This window comes from Pedobacter cryoconitis, assembly GCF_014200595.1.
GTDB lineage: Bacteria > Bacteroidota > Bacteroidia > Sphingobacteriales > Sphingobacteriaceae > Pedobacter > Pedobacter cryoconitis_C.
This window is the reverse complement of sequence record NZ_JACHCG010000004.1, coordinates 75,506-90,970: the sequence shown is the minus strand read 5'-3', so window position 1 is coordinate 90,970 and position 15,465 is coordinate 75,506. Positions and strand designations below refer to the sequence as shown.

General features: G+C 37.9%; 12 protein-coding genes. 5 read left to right on the top strand and 7 right to left on the bottom strand.

Annotated features, from left to right (window positions below; all coding sequences use genetic code 11):
• Positions 1–8: 8 nt before the first annotated feature.
• The 5 genes from HDE70_RS20090 to HDE70_RS20070 all read right to left on the bottom strand — a co-directional run bounded on the left by HDE70_RS20090 (position 9) and on the right by HDE70_RS20070 (position 4,448).
• A complete protein-coding gene (locus HDE70_RS20090) occupies positions 9–854 on the bottom strand; it encodes a transketolase (RefSeq protein ID WP_183891683.1) in 846 nt (281 codons plus the stop codon).
• 142 nt (positions 855–996) lie between these two features.
• Positions 997–1,461, bottom strand: a complete 465-nt coding sequence (bcp, locus tag HDE70_RS20085; protein WP_183865787.1) for a thioredoxin-dependent thiol peroxidase — start codon at positions 1,459–1,461, stop codon at positions 997–999.
• A 2-nt stretch (positions 1,462–1,463) separates the two neighbouring features.
• Positions 1,464–3,185, bottom strand: coding sequence for a M23 family metallopeptidase (locus tag HDE70_RS20080; RefSeq protein WP_183891682.1), 1,722 nt, complete (start codon positions 3,183–3,185; stop codon positions 1,464–1,466).
• A 5-nt stretch (positions 3,186–3,190) separates the two neighbouring features.
• Positions 3,191–3,802, bottom strand: coding sequence for a fumarylacetoacetate hydrolase family protein (locus HDE70_RS20075; protein WP_183865785.1), 612 nt, complete (start codon positions 3,800–3,802; stop codon positions 3,191–3,193).
• Between the two features lie 127 nt (positions 3,803–3,929).
• On the bottom strand, positions 3,930–4,448 hold the full coding sequence (locus HDE70_RS20070; RefSeq protein ID WP_221270552.1) for a T9SS type A sorting domain-containing protein: 519 nt from the start codon (positions 4,446–4,448) through the stop codon (positions 3,930–3,932).
• Between the two features lie 454 nt (positions 4,449–4,902).
• On the opposite strand from HDE70_RS20070, the gene HDE70_RS20065 reads away from it, so the two are divergent.
• Positions 4,903–5,628, top strand: coding sequence for a porin family protein (locus HDE70_RS20065; RefSeq protein WP_183891681.1), 726 nt, complete (start codon positions 4,903–4,905; stop codon positions 5,626–5,628).
• Positions 5,629–5,661: 33 nt separating this feature from the next.
• Positions 5,662–6,876: a S41 family peptidase gene (locus HDE70_RS20060; RefSeq protein WP_183891680.1), complete on the top strand. Its 1,215-nt coding sequence runs from the start codon at positions 5,662–5,664 to the stop codon at positions 6,874–6,876.
• Between the two features lie 333 nt (positions 6,877–7,209).
• Here HDE70_RS20060 and HDE70_RS20055 read toward each other — a convergent pair whose 3' ends face one another.
• Positions 7,210–8,814 (bottom strand): S41 family peptidase, encoded by a 1,605-nt coding sequence (locus tag HDE70_RS20055; protein ID WP_183891679.1) that lies wholly within the window; start codon positions 8,812–8,814, stop codon positions 7,210–7,212.
• 404 nt (positions 8,815–9,218) lie between these two features.
• Between HDE70_RS20055 and HDE70_RS20050 the strand changes: the two genes are divergently transcribed.
• The 3 genes from HDE70_RS20050 to HDE70_RS20040 all read left to right on the top strand — a co-directional run bounded on the left by HDE70_RS20050 (position 9,219) and on the right by HDE70_RS20040 (position 13,372).
• Positions 9,219–10,454, top strand: a complete 1,236-nt coding sequence (locus tag HDE70_RS20050) for a thiol-activated cytolysin family protein (protein WP_183891678.1) — start codon at positions 9,219–9,221, stop codon at positions 10,452–10,454.
• Positions 10,455–10,475: 21 nt separating this feature from the next.
• Positions 10,476–11,633, top strand: a complete 1,158-nt coding sequence (locus HDE70_RS20045; RefSeq protein WP_183891677.1) for a thiol-activated cytolysin family protein — start codon at positions 10,476–10,478, stop codon at positions 11,631–11,633.
• 65 nt (positions 11,634–11,698) lie between these two features.
• Positions 11,699–13,372 (top strand): thiol-activated cytolysin family protein, encoded by a 1,674-nt coding sequence (locus tag HDE70_RS20040; protein ID WP_183891676.1) that lies wholly within the window; start codon positions 11,699–11,701, stop codon positions 13,370–13,372.
• 115 nt (positions 13,373–13,487) lie between these two features.
• Here HDE70_RS20040 and HDE70_RS20035 read toward each other — a convergent pair whose 3' ends face one another.
• Positions 13,488–15,452: an amino acid permease gene (locus HDE70_RS20035; RefSeq protein ID WP_183891675.1), complete on the bottom strand. Its 1,965-nt coding sequence runs from the start codon at positions 15,450–15,452 to the stop codon at positions 13,488–13,490.
• Between the last annotated feature and the right edge of the window lie 13 nt (positions 15,453–15,465).

The window sequence follows — 15,465 nt, the reverse complement described above, 5'->3', positions numbered from 1 at the left end:
GTTATGAATTAATAATCCCCTAATGTTTCTTTGTTCTGACTTAAAGCAGAAGCAAGCTGGTCATCATTAGGCGCAGTACCATGCCATTTATGTGAACCTACCATGAAATCTACACCATAACCCATTTGAGTACTCATTAAGTTTAAGATTGGTCTGCCTTTACCAGTAAGTGATTTAGCATATTCCAAAGCTTTAATAATATCTTCCATTTTATTTCCATTAGAAGTGATTACATGCCATCCGAAAGCTTCGAATTTAGTCTGCAAGTTCTCTAATGATAATATTTTCTCAGTAGGGCCATCAATTTGTTGTCCGTTATAATCAATTGTAGAGATCAGGTTATCAACTTTATTGTGGGGAGCGAACATAATAGCTTCCCAGTTCTGACCTTCCTGTAACTCACCATCTCCATGTAAACTGAAGACTAAAGAATGATCCTTATTCAATTTCTTGGTTAAAGCTGCACCGATTGCAACCGACATCCCCTGACCTAAAGATCCCGAAGCAATCCTGATACCAGGTAATCCTTCATGTGTAGTCGGGTGACCCTGAACACGAGAGTTTAATTTTCTGAAAGTAGCCAGTTCGCTAACTTCGAAGTAACCAGAACGGGCAAGCACGCTATAAAATACCGGAGAAATATGACCATTGGAAAGGAAGAATAAATCTTCACCTGCACCATCCATTTTAAAATCTGTGGAATGGTTCATGGTTTCAAAATATAAAGCTGTAAGGAATTCAGCGCAGCCAAGTGATCCACCCGGGTGTCCTGACTGGCAACCATGTACCATTCTTACAATATCTCTTCGTACCTGAGAAACAATGTCCTCTAATTCATTGATTGTATGTTTCATCTATTTATTTATTGTCTTCTCGATTGTTTATCTATTGATAGCAAATATAGTTTATTGCTATCATTTATTATTTAATGTAAAAGCCCTGAAATACCATTTAAATGTGATATTATGCATTTACAGCGTTTGAAATAACAGCTTCTTAACTATTTAATAATTCAAGGATTTGTGCAGTTGAATTTTTAGTGTCAACTTTCTTAATGATATGTGCGATTACGCCATTTTCATCAATTACAAAAGTAGTACGGTTGGTGCCCATATATTTTTTACCATACATGTTCTTTTCTCCCCAAACACCGTAAGCTTCTACAATCTTTTTATCAGTATCGGCCAGTAAGGTAAAAGGAAGACTATGTTTAGCCGCAAATTTCTGATGTGACTTCTCATCATCAACACTTACACCCAGTACGACAATATCTTTCGCTTTTAATCCCTGGTAATTATCCCTGAAATCACAAGCCTCAGCAGTACAACCAGGAGTATCATCTTTCGGGTAAAAATATAAAACCACTTTTTTACCTGCAAACTGACCCAGAGAGACTGTGTTTCCATCCTGATCCGCTGCGGTAAACTCAGGGGCTTTCTGACCTTCTTTTAATTCACTCATAATTATTTTATAAAATTAATTGAATACGTTTTACTGTTTCCTTTCATGTCTTCCACAACCAGTTTCAACTGATGTTTTCCAGCCGGGGTACGTTCATCAAAGGAATGCCATAAGGTAGCAGTTTTGGTGTCAAATTCCATCAAAACCCAATTGCCATCAATATAGCCATTAAAGCTTTTAATTCCTGAAAGGTTGTCACGGATTTTAAAAACCATTTTAGCTATACCACTCATATTTTTACCATCGGTTATGTTCACCGGGATAATTGTTGGAGGAATAGTATCAACAGCAATATAGAAACTGCCGAAATTACGCGGGGTAGCTTTCACATAACCATTCTCGAAAACTCCGCCTTGTGATGCACCACTGGTACTGACAATCACTGCTTTATCTTTCAATGCACCCAAACGGGCATCAGCCTTGATCCATAAATCAAAACCAATATGTAAAGGAGTAAGGTTGTTATGAATTTGATAAACTGGTGAATAAGCACCTTTTGCGGGCTCTGGTTTAACCTTATAAACTAAATTGAAATCATTGTATAAAGTCCCTTTTGGCAGCACCACTTTAAGACCATCAGCTGCAAATTCATTCTCTTTCGCATAAAAGAAAGGAATACCATCTGGCTGATCCGGTGTAGAAATCACAGTTTGCCCATCAGATTTTACGGTAAAAGGTAAAATGCTTTTATTTCCTTTAGCATCAGTTACAATATATTTCAGCTCATGCACCTGCTGGTCTTTAAATTCAATCCGGCCGCTGTTGACCAGGTTGCTGTAGATCTGCAAAGGATTTCCCGGATCTACAAAACTTTTCTGTATACTTCTTTTAGTGGTCATGAAAGCCGGGTAATCAATATGCGAGTTAATCGCTTTGCTGTTTTCAAAAGCAAACTTCTCTAAAGAAGAGGTGAAAATAGTTTTTCCATCCACTTCCAGTTCAATAGAATAGACCCCGTTAATTCCCGAAGCTCCATTATGTCTGTCTGTAGCGGTAATTCCGAATCCAACTTCACCACTTACAATCAATGGTTCAGCCTTATTGATACTATATTTACCTGCCCCACCAGTTACCTGGAAAAAAGTTTTAGGCGTATATTCACTAAAAGGCTTTTTATTCAATTTATAGACATATAAAGAATAAATAACCGGTGGAATATTGTCCGGGATCTGAATCCCGAAAAGTTGCGGATTAATCGTGTTTTCAGTTTTAGAGTCCCTGATTTCAAAATGAAGATGAGGGCCTCCTGAACTACCTCTGTTTCCTGAATAAGCGATCACATCGCCTTTGTGTACAGGAAATGCTTCTGCCGCAGGGAATTCATCCAGTTCAAAAGTCTTTTTCTGATATTGCAAAGCTTTTACCGCTTCTGCAATTTTGGGTGCGAAACGTGATATATGGCCATATACAGATGTATATCCATTTGGATGTACCAGGTATATAGCCTGGCCAAATCCGCTGTTCTGAACCCTCATTCTGGAAACATATCCATCCGCAATTGCATGAACAGGATACCCTTCACGCTGATTGGTGCGAAAATCTATTCCTGAGTGAAAGTGATTCCCTCTAAGCTCACCAAAAGAACCCGCTAATGCCGGGGGAACGATATCCAGCGGCGGACGGAAATCTACCAGTGGATATTTATTGTTACTGAAAATTTGCTGGGCCTGAGTATTTATTGCAAATACAACAAGCACAAACAGGAATATACTTTTTTTGATCATTAAACTTATTTTATATCGAAATTCAGAAATTGTTCTTTACCTATCCATGCTTCAAGTTTGTCGCCCGGATGAACCTGGCCAACCCCTTCAGGCGTTCCTGTAAAAATCAGATCTCCTTTTTTTAACGTGATGTACTGTGAAACGAAGGCTATAATTTTATCAAAAGAGAACAGGATATTTGCTGTATTTCCATTTTGACGGCTTTCTCCGTTTACTTTCAGCTCAAACGGTATCGCATTGATATCTGCAAGTTCAGTTTTTTGAATAAAATGGCTGACAGCAGCAGAATTGTCAAAAGCTTTGGCCAGTTCCCACGGTAACCCCTTTTCTTTCAATGCAGATTGAAGATCACGCGCGGTGAAATCAATACCTAAACCAATCTCATCATAATAATTAGCAGCGAATTTCTCTGCAATATGTTTCCCTTCTTTATTGATTTTTAAAACAACTTCCAGTTCGTAATGTACATCTGAAGAGAATTCCGGGATATAAAAAGGTTTGTTATCCTTAAGTACAGCTGTTTCCGGCTTCATAAAGATTACAGGACTTGATGGGAGAGGGTTATTTAATTCTTTAGCGTGTGCAGCGTAGTTACGGCCAATAGCAATTATCTTCATTGTATTCAGGTATATAAAAAACGTCTATTATCTTCACATGCAGCTTGCATGATGCGTAAAAGTAAATTATATCCGGTAAAAAAAAGATTGATGCAGAAAATTAGCTGAGTTTAAACGGGTATTCAGCTTAGAGAATAGAAATACGTTTAACAACAGTCTCTGAACCTGCAACAAAACGAAGGAAATAAATCCCGCTGTTCAACCGGTTAGGAATGGTGAAAGTTTTAGTTTGCTCTCCCGCAGATAAGCGTTCATTAGATAAGGTTACCACTTCATTTCCTAATAAGTCCATGATCTTAATAGACAGATTGGACTCCCGTTCCAAACGGATCGTCAGATTAATCTGATCATCAACCGGGTTAGGATAAACTTTAAGTACCGAAAGAATTTTATCTGGTCTGCCGCTGGCTGATCTGCTGTGCGAAAGAAGGCTGTTATAAGGTGTCAAAGATGAGCCAGGCATATAACTTGGCTTGTAAGAAGGGACATCACCTCTGATTTGAGGAGTCCTGACAATTCTTTTGTATTTGGCACTTGTACCTATACTATCTGAACGCTGGGCAAAAACTGTTGATCCACAGCAGACACTGATGCAAAAAATGCAAATTATGTACAGAAGTGAGATCGTTTTAGTTTTTGTATTCATCTATTGCAACAAAAGTAGTGAATAATTCTACACAATAATTAATCTTTTTGTACTCAGGACAATATTTAACACATTTTAACAGTTGTCGGTTCTTCTACGGGAATGATAGTGCTTTTTTTTGGGTAATCAGGCGGTTATTTAATTGGATTGATTTATTTTTAAAGTTATTGTTAATTTTTCTATATTGTCCCCAGGTTTTACCCCTTATGCGGCTTTGAAATACCGGATAAAAAGATGTTAATTTCTGCTGCTGATTATTATTTGCATCAGAATTACGTTGTTGGACAGGATATTATTTTTTATTCAGACTGATCACCTGGTATAAAAAGCTGAATAGTATCTTTTTTATACAAAGTAGTACAGTAAAATGACATGAAGTTGCATTTTTATTTATTCTTATACATCATTGCGCATTCGTCTGTGCGAGGGATTAAAATCTGCTAAACCTAATCTTATGAAAAAAAAATGTTTACTCTTATGTCTGGGCATAATTGCCGGGACGCTCACTTCACGTGCCCAGTTTTCTATCGGACTGGAAGGTGGTTACAACAAAAACCACATCATTACCAATATCGGCTTCAGGGCTTTCACCAAGTATGAATCCCTGGATGGATTTAATATTGGGATACCTGTTAAGTATGACCTGAACAATTGGTTTGCGATACAAGCAGACCCTCAGTTCATCCGGAAGAGCTACAAAATTGTGCGCAGCAGCTATTTCGAAGGAATTAACCATACGAACAAGAACAGCTATATTCAGCTTCCTGTGATGGCACATTTCACCTTTGGCGGTCAGAAATTGAAAGGCTTCTTAAACCTGGGTGGTTATGCGGGCTACTGGTCTTCGTCTCGTATCAAAGGGACTCAGATTGATACTTTTGCGAAAGAATATGAGCTTCCGGATGGTGCGCAGACCCCAAGTATTCTGGATGGTGAACCAGGGTATAACTATGATGAGAAATTTACTTTTGACAGCCGCCGCGACCGCAGAATTGAATTAGGCGTATTGGTGGGAACCGGAGTAAGTTATCAGCTTAAACCAAGGTATGAACTTTTTGCAGAAGCAAGATATTACCGTGGATTAACAGATCAGCAGAAAAACTATATGATCAATCAGGTTCCGCGTTACAATGATACTTATGTTATTCAAGTAGGTTGTATGTACCGTCTAGGCAAATAACAGCGCTAATTTATTCATCATTATTACAATTTTATGAAATCAACCTATCTATTTTTATATAAAAATATGCTCCACCTGATACTGGGTATCTGCCTTGTGAGCGCACTGGCTTCCTGCCGTAAAGAGTCACCTCAAATCAACGATCCTAAACGTTACATCGAAGGTAGTTTCAGTGAAGCTTTTGAGGCTTACTGGAATGGAATGAACAACAACTATATCTTTTGGGATACTGATCCTACAAACTGGGATGAAATCTATCGTAAATATCAACCGATTTTTGCTAAAATGAATATCAATGATTCTACGGATGTCAGAAAATCTTATACTTATTTTAAAGAGATGACCTCAACATTGATTGATTCACACTATGCTTTGAGAATTAATAGCAGCTATGTTAAAGATTCGGCGGCTTATATCAGCCCTTCTGATGCAAGACATCAAAAGAGCCCTGATTATCATGGTAGTATTAATCCTAACTTTTTTTACAGTACTATTCCTCCAAAATATCTGGATAAAGGATATGTGAAAGGGTTTATTAATTTATCGGCTACAGACCAGTTCTTTGCTGTTGCAGGTAAGATTAAGGGGAATATCCTATATCTGCACTTTAATGAATTCAGTTTAAATGTAATCAAGGATTTACCAACACCTAACAATGCACAGAAAGCTTTACAGTATTACTTTGATCAGGTAAAAAACCCGGAAGGCTTGAAAGGGATCATTATTGATGTGAGAAGTAATGGTGGTGGTTATCTTTCTGATTTGGATCTACTGGTAGGTGGTTTGACGGATAAGGAGTTTCCTATCGGTGCTACCCGTTCAAAAATTGGAAACGGAAGATTGGATTATACACCATGGATACCTGCAAAGGTTCATCCTGGAAAAGATGCGAAGTTGTTTACGGCTCCTATTATTGTTTTGGCTGATTTGAACTCTGTAAGTATGGCAGAGATGACTACAATGGCTCTAAAAGCGATGCCGGGTGGAAATGTGAAATTTGTAGGTGAACGCACCTGGGGTGGTAACGGCCCGTTGTTAAATAACAACGATTATTACAATAGCGGTCAATTCAAGACAGGTTTCCTGAGTTTGGTTTATACTTCTTCAACTGCATTACGTTATGTTGATGGAAAGTTATATGAAGGAATTGGTTTTCCGCCAGATATAGAGGTTAAATATAACAAAGCTGCACTGGATGCGGGTACTGACCCGCAGTTGGAAAAAGCGATCAGCTTGATTCCACAGTAAGGAATAATAATTAATTAAAGCCGCCTTCTATGTTTGCGAAAACAGGAAGGCGGCTTTTTTGTGCCGTTTGTTCTCTTGTTCTGAACTGTTTAAGTTCATAAATAACCTGGTTACAAGCAGGGTTCTGGCTATGTTCTGTAGCAGATTGATGCGCATCTGAAGCGTAGTTGATACGGGTCGAAGCGTTTCACCCCCCTATCAACCCCGTTTGAAGTGCGTATCAAAGTATAGCTAAACCTTGCTAAATACCGGATAATAGTAGTAAACAAGAATTGACCAATTCATTAGAGACAGAATTGCTCGCTTTTCTAAACTATTTTAAACAGGCTCCAGTTATTTTAATTTAAAATCTTTGACACTTTTAAGCATCTCTTTGCGCTCTATTTTATCATAAAAATATATTTTTGACGAATGTACTGTGCTGGTTTGAAGTGAAGCTGATTTTAGATTGCTTTTGTTTCTTGGATTGTTTGTTTGAGATGGATTTCCAAGTGCTATCTGTATCGCGGGGTCTGCCAGATCTCCGAAATTAAAAACTGGGTTATCGATCACAGATAAATTGGTAGAAAACCCATCGAAATAATTACCGTCATTATTTGCATTTTTATCTTGATACATAGCTAAATACAAATTAAACTTATCGATTTTGATGTCGAAAAAGCCAACAGGCTTTCCATAAGTCCGCACATTTGTACCATCGCCAGATACACCAATCAATGTAACCTTCATATAAGGTTGTAAAATACTAATTAGCAATTCGCTGGCAGACGCTGTTTCCTTGCTGACGATAAAATATACGCTTTTTATAGATTTGATCTCACCCTGCTTTTCAAATAAAACTGTATTTCCTTTTACACTATAATCTATATCATTTAATGTGGCATGCCTCCCATCTATATAGACGGGGTTCTCGTTTGCATCAAGTATAGGCTGATTTTTTAAGATGTCTGCTTTACCCCCCTGCATTAAAGGGTTGTAATGTTCCGTAAACATTGTTTTTCCATTTAAATTTGCGGGAATAATTTGATTTGCAATATACCTGCAGGTATTTTGATACCCCCCTCCATTATATCTCAAGTCTATGATTAATTCAGATATATCTTCATTACCGAAATTATCAAAAACTGGATTCAGGTGCCTGGCAGAAAGAGATTCATCCGTAAACCTTTTGTAGGCGACGTAACCAATTTTTCTATTATTAAAAGAGATTACCTTACTTTTAAGCACTGGGTTAGCTTCAAAAGGAGCTTGTGTCAGGCGGATATTTTTATTATTGATAACAGGTGTATTTTCAGATATCAAAACGATGTCAATAAATGCATTTTTGACCGAGGATTCAATAAAGCGATAATATATTTCATTCGTCTGAACCGGAATTCCATTAATTTTTATAATTCGATCTCCTCTGTTTAAGCCAGCTTTACCTGCAGGAGAGTTCGAGTCAACATATAAAAGTCTGATCTCATTATCTGACACAGTAGCAAATGATAATCCAAAGTTATTAGATAACAGCACCGGCTGAACTTCATTTTTTGTAAAAGAAGAGGTATGAAAACCTTCGGTAATACCGGAATATTTTGGTATGCCAGGATTACTCATATTTAGTTCAAAAGACATATTTGCAGTCGGATTTATAGCTGCTCTGGTAAAATCAAATATTTCTTTATTATACATGTCCATTTCGTGACCAGCACCTGTATAAAATCGGGATGGCTTAAATGTTGTAAAGGAAGAAAGCTGATCATTCCAGAGATATATTTGTTGAGCATATAAATAGATTGAATCTAAGTTTGATGATATTCTTTTCTTATTTATCTGTGTTGTTATTGTCTCTTCGACGGGATTCTTTTTACAACTGGCAATCAGCAAAGAGAAAGTTAATAGAAGTAACAATGAGTTCAGGCTTCTTGCGCTTCGGTAGAATATATTTTTCTTCATTTTTTTGCTTTTATTATAGGAGACGGAAATGTCTTCATTCACTGTTATAAAATTCAATATAATTATTGATTCCCGATAGAGTTGTATGACGTCATCTGTTGGAATAAAGGAACTTAGCCGGCGTAGAAGAGATGTTGGCGCAAGAGAGTTCGCTTTTTGATATATGAAGGCCTCTTGTTTTTAAACTTTCCATTATAGCCCCTTAACTAAGCATAAAGGGGGATCTTAAACTAAAACTAATCTGTTTTTTAGCTGATAAGCTCAGTTTTTTGTCAATTTTTTTTATTGACCCTGGTAAATTAATTAACATAAAGATAATTAAAACATATCAAAAATATAATATACCTAATAGTTTATGATATTTAAATTAGTGGGATAATAAATTAACCAAAACTTCTTCAAAAATGAAAAAAAACTATCAAATTTTAAAAATGGCAATTTGTTTTGCCGTGTTAATTACTTCTTCCTGTAAAAAGAACAACGATAATCTTAGTGAGGATAAAGGAGCATATATAGCTCCCAAGGGTTATGTCTCACAGTTTAAAGGTTTTCCAAAGTATCCTTATGAACCAATTGAAACTGATGTTTATGATAAACAAGCCATAGTCGATATTCAAAATAAGGTAAATCGTAAAAAACAAAACTCAGTAGATTTTATCAGGGACAGCGTATGGATAGGTGGGGGAGGGAAAACCGCCTTTTACGAATCCACAGAAATGCCTGCAGTTACTGAAGAGATTAGAAAACAGGTATACCTGGGTGCAATTGTAAGAGGTGATATGGCTGGAGATCCAAAAGACTTCGTTCCGGTCGCATTATCTGTTGAAGAAAGAAACCCTATTACCATGTATGCTAATTTCCCTACAGATAGTATATCAAGAACAGTTAGCATCCTTGGGCCCAGTATAGACAAATCATATATTAGGGCAGCTTTAAAGGCAGGATCCGGTGAGCAGCTGCAATCTTTTAGTTATGAAATGACTTCATACCGAAAATTCGACGAACTTAAACGTTCATTTGGAGCTAATGTTGACATCGGCGGTTTATTTAAGTTAAATTATTTAGATACAACTGTCCACCAAAGAACACAAACCCATGTAATGGCCTCTTTCACACAAGAAAACTTTTCACTTAACATAGAGCCACCTATTTATAAGCCATTCCTAAAAGACCCTGTAAACATGGCTAAATTTGGTGGATACGATCCTTTGATTGTCAGTTCAGTTACTTATGGCAGGAAAGGTATTCTGATCATGGATTCAGATTCTTCTTATAATATGGTACAGAAAACATTATCACTTGTGTTTACAGTTACCATTGATGTTAAAAATCTATTGGGAGCAAGACCTGATGCTTCCGTGCAGCTTGGCCCTACGCTCAAAGCTGAGCTGGGTTTAAGGCTGAGCAAAGAGCAAAAGGAACTTTTGCAGACCGCTCATGTAAAAATGTATGTATTAGGCCCGGATGGTAAAAGCATAGGAGCAATCGTTAAAGGGCTTGAGGGCTTTGCTGATATTATGAGCGGTGGAGGTGTGTTTTCTGCGAACACTTACGGATCTCCGTTATATTATACGCTTAATTATTTAGGCGACTTCAAGACTTTCAGAACGAGATTCAAAATTAATACTCCAAATAATTAGATAGAATAAAATCTGTTTTTAATGAAAAAATCTCTATATCTATTTTTTGCTTTATCAGTGTTACTTAATTTATCCTGTAAAAAGGATAAATTAAGTAACACTGATCCATATGATGATAAGCGGAAAGCCCTTTTATCTTCTCATTTTCAGGATTTAAAAATTGAAACCTTCAGCCCAATTTATTTAGGCAAGAGCAGTTTAAAAGATTTGCTGGACAAAAAAAAAAGAAACGAACTAATTAAAGTCAGAGATAGTTTATGGCGTAATTCGCTGGGAAAATCATCTTTTTATCAATCCGACGAGATGATTGTGACTCCGGACAACAGTTCTTATATTTATCCTGGATCTATTATTAAAGCCGCGTCGGTTAACTCCGGAATTTTTGAACCATTAACCGGATTTGCTGGAAAGCCTATTAACGTGGCACTATCCTTTCCTTCAGGCAAATCTTATGGAGTAATTGATTACCCCGCACTATCCAGCAGCCGGGTATTTCTGCGAAATGCATTAATGGATCCGGATTTTTCGGGCACCCAGATTGTAGATTTCTTATTCAATGCATCTTCTTTCACCAATTATAACGAGGTAAAACTTGCCTATGGTTACAATATGGATGAGAAAGCTTTGTTTTATTCTGTAAATACCTCATTCAATTACAACTCTAGCCGAACGAATTATTCAACGGGGATGATGGCCACGTATACTGTGAAAAATTTCACTTACAGCATGTCAGACCCTACTGAAAATGAACTTATTGACCGCGCTGCATTACCTGCAAACATTTTCGAAGGTGTATCTCCGGTATTCATCAACTCGGTAACCTATGGCCGCTTTGGCTTCTTCATGATAGAAACCAATAACACGAGTTCCCAGATGAGGAGCGTATTTGAGAAAATGGTGAAAAAGATTTTTAAAAAGACGGATGAGAATCTGACCCAGGAAGAAAAGCAGTTAATCAGCACCTGCAGGATCACATTGAATCTGTTGGGTAAACCAGGCGGTGGCTCGATTACTAAACTTCTGACCAATCCGGACTCCGATGCGTTGTCTAACTTTATTTCCGAAAACCTGGGTGTCTTTACCGCAAAAGATCCTGGTGTACCCATCTCGTTTACTGCGAAATACCTAAAAAACAACACTTTATTTAAAACAGTATTTCATTTGGATTTTCCCTACTAAAAACTGACTTCATTCATCACTAACAAAATTTTATGCGCCTCATTTCTTTCTCATCATACGCAACAATGATACTGCTATCTGTCCTTATTTACAGTTGTAAAAAGGATAATTTAAAGGGCATTAGCAGAAGCTTGCAGTCGGGTTTAAAAACACCGGAAATACCCCGATTCTCAATGCGGGCCGGGCACTACAGTGATCCGAAAAATATTAACGGAATACTCAATAAGAGTAAATTAAACGATGCTGCCACTTTTGATAACCGGAGTCCATGGACTACTTCGAGCGTAAAGCCTGATGGCCCCGGGAGGGTGACCAATGGGTTTGACCTTACGGGTAAGGAAGATCCCAACAAAGTTTCTTATTTGCAGGCATTTAAAAGTAATGTATTTGTGATTGCAGACAATCAAATGTCGTTGAATATTTTCCCTGGAGCAATAATCGATGGTGGAAGTATTTCTGCCTATGGTTATTATGAACCCCAAATGCAAAAAGGTATAGAAAATAACAAGAGGCCAGTAACGGTATCTACCTCTATTCCAGTTAGCCCGGACAATACCGTCAGAACGTTTTGGCCAAGGCCCAGTAATGACAGGGCTTTTCAGAGACAAGCACTAAGCGAACTCGAAAGGCTCTATCCGGGAGAGACAGGTATTAGTCGCTTACAAGTAGAAATTGACACTTTTTCTGTTTATGAGGAATTGAAGACCCTTTATGGTTACAACAAGAACATTGGCCTTTTTATTGTGAATTATGGTAAGAATTCTACAGAAAACACGCATACCATAGCCACAAGCTCTGCCATTAAAATAAAGTTTTATCAGGAACATTTTTACATGGACGTAGATGGTAATTTACCCGCAAAAGGCGAGCTGATAGATTTCAATGGTCTGGATCAATCTGTTTTTGGTGGCACTGAGCCTTGTTATGTGAGTAGGGTTGCCTATGGAAGAATGGGGATTATGCTCGTCGAGTCAACTTCCAGTGCCTCTGCTTTGTACAGTGCAGTAAATAAACAAGTACAGATCCTGGAAGGTGTCGTGGGGGTAGGTACACACTTAACCGCGGAGGAAGAAAGTGTGATCAACCAGGCTAAAATCAGAGTCAAATTCACTGGGCTCGGTACTGATAAGGATAAACCAACAGACGTTTTTGGAGTAGCAGGTTTCATAGAAACTTTGTCTGCTAATGCATCATATGATAAAGACCATCCAGGCATTCCTATTAGTTACCAACTCAAAACAATTAGGGGCGACAAACTGATTGAAGCTCCGTTTGATATCAATTACGGAAGCTATGATAAGCCATATGCTAGAATTGAATATAGAAATATTCAAAGATCTAATGAAAAGTTCTCAAGTAGTAGTTTTTTAGATCAGATAAAGGCAGACCTTGTAATCGCTTGCTATTCTTCACCGTTGTGTACCCCGGAGTCTGAATTCCAGGCACCAAATTTCATTTCGTTCAATTATAAAATTATATCTAATAATTATACTTACGACCCACAAGGTCATTCACCCGATGACGAGGATAATAAGTATACTATGAATTATAGTACAAATAATAAACAAAAAACTAAACCACTATTCTTAAACCGGGCAGACCCATATCTGAGGTATTACGGTAGTTATCTTAATCCAAAAATAAGTAAATATGAATCACAGGCTTGGTTACTTGATGGGGCGGGTTATTTCCTGGCAGATAAGTGGGGGAGTCCATATGGATGGACACTTCAATTATAGTCCCTTTAAAAATTAGGTTACCATTACCAGGTGTAAATCGTTATTGTATTGCTTTATAAAGACTATAGTGGAAAATGGGATTTGAGTGAAAACTCAAATCCCATTTAGTTTTTAGCTAGTTAACGCTTACCGGCTGATTCTTCACATTCAGCTTACTATGGTGGAAACCATATAAGAAATAAACAACCAGTCCGATCACTAACCAGATTCCAAATCCGATCCAGTTAGAAATACCCAGTTCACACATCATGTACAAACAGCTCAGTAAACCCAATACCGGGATCAGAGACAAGTTATGTGTAATACAGAAATAAGTGATCGCCACGCAAATAAAGAAGAAGATCCACATCGGGATTTTGTGTTTAAACAAAGCCCAGCCGCTTTCAAATTTCTTATCCGCACTCACTGCACTCTTCTCAATAAAACTCTTGTACTGCTCCGTACTCAGGCCATTTAAATAAGCCTCAGCATCAATATTCTTTTCGATCACATTAGACACTTTTTGTGCTGCAATAATCTCTTCCTTCACACTATTCAGTTCAGTTTTATCAAGCGAGGTAATAAAGCTGATCGGATCATGAACCTTAGTCTCATTTGTAATGAAAGAAGTCATTTCTGCTTTAAAAAAGATGAAACCAGAAATAATCGCCCCAATAAAAACCACAGGAATGATAAACTTTGAATTGACATAAGGAGTCTTGAACTTACCCCTTGGAATATCAGTTTTGTTCTGTAATACCAATACCCCCGCACAAACCAGTACAAAAGCAAACAGCGTCCCGATAGAGCATAAATCCGTCACAATAGTCAGGTTCATGAACAAAGAAGGAACAGCTACGACAAAACCAACTACAATAGTTGCAAAAGAAGGTGTTTTATAAACAGGGTGGATCTTAGAAAACCTTTTTGGCAATAAACCATCACGGCTCATACTCATCCAGATTCTTGGCTGGCCCATTTGGAAAACAAGCAATACACTCGCCATCGCAAATACTGCACTTACCGCAATAATCCCACTCATCAATTTCAGGTCAATATGATCAAACACAAAGGCCAGCGGATCACCCACAGCCAGCAGATCATACTTTACAATACCAGTCAATACCAGCGCAATCGCTACATAAAGGACCGTACAAATAATGATCGCCCACATCATACCTCTTGGTAAATCCCGCTGCGGGTTCTTACACTCTTCGGCAGTCGTAGAAATCGCATCAAAACCAATATAAGCAAAGAACACAGCAGAAACCCCTTTAAGAATTCCAGAAACACCATTCGGTGCAAATGGATTCCAGTTCTCCGTATCGACATAGAAAACACCTACAGAAAGCACCAGTAAAATGACTGCAAGTTTTACAATAACCATTGCATTACTCGCATTCTTAGATTCTTTCATCCCTCTGTATACCAGCCAGGTAATCAGAATAATAATTCCCAAAGCAGGTAAATCGGCTACGATATGGAAACCACCAATTGTAGGGGCAGTAGTCCAGGCATTGTTCGCAATACGGGTGGCATCATCCAGGTTAGCAAAGCTTTTACCTGCATTCAATAACGCCTCAGCATGCTTATGACCATTAAATGCCGTCAGGTAATCCATTGTCATCCAATCCGGAAGGTTAATCCCGTTTATACCCAATGCCGGTATTCGGATCGAAGAGAGTAAACCCGTAAAATAATCAGACCAGGAAATGGCGACGGTAATATTCCCAATCGCATATTCCATGATAAGTGACCACCCAATAATCCAGGCTACCAATTCTCCGAAAGCTACATAAGAATACGTATAGGCACTTCCCGAAACAGGAACCATAGAAGCAAACTCTGCATAAGCAAAGGCTGCAAAACTACAGGCCACAGCCGTAAATATAAATAAGAAGATTACAGCAGGACCGCCGTCGGCACTTGCCTTTCCAATTGTACTGAAAATCCCCGCACCAATAATAGCGGCAATTCCAAAAGCAGTAAGATCTCTTACACCCAGTGTTTTATTTAAAGATGCGCCATGATCGCCATAGCCCTTTTCGGCATCTTCTAATATTTTAGTAATAGACTTTTTTCTGAAAAGATTTTCAAACATAATGGGCAATTTG